Annotated in this window: 2 protein-coding genes and 1 pseudogene; 2 read left to right on the top strand and 1 reads right to left on the bottom strand. The window is 74.8% G+C overall.

The genetic code is table 11. The features are described from left to right. Both G3I40_RS17445 and G3I40_RS17440 read left to right on the top strand, forming a co-directional pair. A pseudogene (locus tag G3I40_RS17445) lies at positions 1-1,231 on the top strand (family 2 glycosyl transferase); the annotation flags it as partial. Further along, positions 1,228-2,724 carry a DUF5719 family protein gene (locus G3I40_RS17440; RefSeq protein ID WP_164303075.1) on the top strand — a complete coding sequence of 499 codons (1,497 nt, stop codon included), beginning with the start codon at positions 1,228-1,230 and terminating at the stop codon, positions 2,722-2,724. The pseudogene G3I40_RS17445 and the gene G3I40_RS17440, both read left to right, overlap by 4 nt. 70 nt (positions 2,725-2,794) lie before the next feature. On the opposite strand, the gene G3I40_RS17435 is transcribed toward G3I40_RS17440, so the two are convergent. Continuing rightward, positions 2,795-3,174, bottom strand: a 380-nt coding sequence (locus tag G3I40_RS17435; protein WP_164303074.1) for a metallopeptidase family protein, incomplete at its 5' end; no start/stop codon positions are given.

The following is a 3,174-nucleotide window of genomic DNA, read 5'->3' as shown; positions in this document are numbered from 1 at the left end:
GGGTCCCCTGCTGCTCGCCGCGGGCTGGATGATCGCCGGCGCCGACGGCCCGCTGGAGCGCCGCGACCCGGTGCAGGTGCCCGCGTTCGTCGCCGAGGAGGCCGGCACCCGCGACCAGGCCCGCACGCTCGTCCTGGACGGCTCCACGGGCGAGGTGAACTACTCGCTGGTCAGGGGCGCGGGCGCCCGACTCGGTGACGGTGAACTGACCTCGGCCGCGGGCGAGAACGAGAACCTCGACAAGGTCGTCGCCAACCTGGTCGCCGGCTCCGGCGCCGACCAGGCCGACCAGCTCGGCGGTTTCGCCGTGCGCTACGTCCTCGTCCGTGACGGCGCGCCGCGCCAGATGGGCCGCGTCCTGGACGCGACGCCCGGCCTGACCCGGCTCAGCCAGCAGGACGGCACCGCGCTGTGGCGCATCGACCGGCAGGTGGCGCGGGCGGTCATCGTGCCCAGCGCCGACACCGGCTCGACGTCGGAGGAGGCCGTGGCGGTCGCCGCGGGCCCCGTGGACATCCACACGAAGGTGACCGGGGGCCGGCAGGGGCGCGTGCTGCGCCTCGCCGACCAGGCCGCCGAGGGCTGGACCGCCACGCTGGACGGCGCGCCCCTGACGCGGACCACCGTCGACGGCTGGGCACAGGGCTTCGAACTGCCCGCCTCCGGCGGCACCCTGGACGTCACCTACGACTCCCCGGTCACGCACACCGCCTGGCTGTGGGCCCAGGGCGCGCTCGCCCTCGTCCTCGTCGTGCTCGCCCTGCCGGGCCGGCGCAGGGACGTCGACGACGACCTCCCGGAGGAGCCGGTCGTGCCCGCCCAGGCCGTCGCCGGCGAAGGCCGCAGGGCCCGCCGACTGCGCGCCCAGGCCGAGGCCGAGCAGAGTGCCGACGGCGCCGTACCGCCTCCTCCTTCGGAGGAGGCCCCCGTCGCGGACATTCCGCAGCAGCAGTACGGCGAGTGGGAGCAGCCCAGTTACGCGGGCGCCGAGTACGGCACGTACACCGCGGGCGAGCAGCAGCAGTACCAGGGCGGCTACGGCTACGACCAGCAGGCCGATCCCTACCAGGCCGACCCGTACCAGGCGGATCCGTACCAGGCCGGCCCGTACGACCCGTACGCCTACGGGGGCACGTACGAGGCGCAGGAGCCGTACGACCCCACATACGAGCAGCAGCACGGCCACGGAAACGGCGCCGACAGCGAGCGCCCCGACGGGAGCCAGCAGTGAACCGCACGACCCTGTCCCTGATCGCCGCGGCGACGGCCCTGGCCGCCGTCACCGGGTTCGCCGCCGCCACGACGCCCGGCGGCGCGGACGGCACCACCGCCAAGGCGGCCGCCCGGCTGCCCGTCGAGCGCTCCAGCCTGCTGTGCCCGGCTCCCAGCCAGTCCGACCTCGCGGAGACCGCGTACACGTCGTACACGCCCGCGTCCCAGGAGAAGGCGGAGTCCGCGGGCAAGGCGGAGCTGGTGCCCGCCGAGACCGGGGCGGGCGACACCGACGGCGCGAAGGGCAAGGCCAAGAAGCCCAAGGCGGTGCTCACCCCGAAGGAGCCCGGCAAGCCCGTCAAGGGCAGTGCCTCGGGCGGGGACGCACCCGCGGCGATCGGCACCGCCGACGGCGCCCTGGCGCCCGGCTGGACCGTCCAGCAGACCACCACGGTGGACGCCGGCTCCGGCCGCGGCCTGAGCGGCGTGAACTGCTCGGCCCCGGACACCGACTTCTACTTCCCCGGCGCGAGCACCGCCAAGGAGCGCAGCGACTACATCCACCTCACGAACCCGGACGACGAGGCCGCGGTCGTGGACGTGCAGATGTACGGCCCCGACGGCGCCATCAAGTCCGACGTCGGCGAGGGCATCCAGATCGGGCCGCACGCCAGCGTCCCGGTCCTGCTGTCGACGCTGACCGACAAGCCGTACACGAACCTGACGCTGCACGTGACCGCGCGCAGCGGCCGGGTCGCCGCCGCCGTGTCGGCCGCCGACGACAAGCTCGGCGGCGACTGGCTGCCCGCCGCGGCCGACCCGGCGGCCTCCCTCGTGCTGCCCGGCATCCCCAAGGACGCCACGAACGTCCGCCTGGTCGCCTTCGCGCCGGGCCAGGACGACGCCGACCTGAAGGTCCAGCTCGCCACCTCCAGCGGCAAGATCGCCCCCGCGGGACACGACACGCTGCATGTGAAGTCGGGCATGACGTCCTCCGTCGATCTCGGAGACGTGACGCGCGGCGACCCGGGCTCCCTGGTGCTGACGCCCACCGACGGCGCCGTCCCGGTCGTCGCCGCCCTGCGGGTCACCCGCGGCAAGGGCGCCGACCAGGAGACGGCGTTCATCCCCGCCACCCGTGACATCGGCGCGCGCGCCACGGTCGCCGACAACCGCGCCAAGGGCTCCACGCTCGCCCTGACCGCGCCCGGCGCCGGCGGCAAGGTGAAGGTCACCGCGTCGGCGGGCACCGAGGGCGGCACCGCGGCCACGAAGGAGTACACCGTCAAGGGCGGCACGACGCTGTCGGTGCCCGCGCCCGTGCCGGACGGCCTGAAGGGCTCGTACGCCCTGACGGTGGAGCGCGTGTCGGGCGGCAAGGTCTACGGCTCGCGGATGCTGGAGGAGAAGCAGGACGGCGTCCCGGCGTTCACGATCCAGACGCTGCCGGACGACCGGGGGACGGTGTCGGTCCCGGAGGCCGACGAGGACCTCACGGTCCTCCAGAAGTAGCCCCACGGCACCTGCAGGCCGCCTGTAGACGTACGTACCTGTACACGTGCCGCCTACTGAAGAAGCGGGCTCATTCCTCGCCGTCCCCGTAGCGGGGGTCCACGGTCTCGGGAGTGAGCCCCAGCACCTCGGCGACCTGCTCCACGACCACGTCGTGCACCAGGGCGGCCCGCTCGTCGCGCCCCTTGGTGCGGATCTCCACGGGGCGCCGGTAGACGACCACGCGCGCGGGCGTCCCGTCCCCCGCGGGAACGGTGCCGCCCAGCGGCACCGCGTCGGCGCCCCACGCCTCGTCCTCGCTCGTCAGCCGCGGCACCTCAAGGATGAGGAAGTCGACCTCGGCGAGCTGCGGCCAGCGCCGCTCCAGGCGCTCCACGGAGTCCTGCACGAGGTCCGCGAACCCCTCGGCCCGGCTCGCCGACAGCGGCACCTGCGGGGGCGCCACGGGCC

It is taken from the genome of Streptomyces sp. SID14478 (assembly GCF_010548525.1).
Lineage (GTDB): Bacteria > Actinomycetota > Actinomycetes > Streptomycetales > Streptomycetaceae > Streptomyces.
Note: the sequence above shows the minus strand (reverse complement) of the source record. Positions and strands in the feature narration are given on the sequence as shown.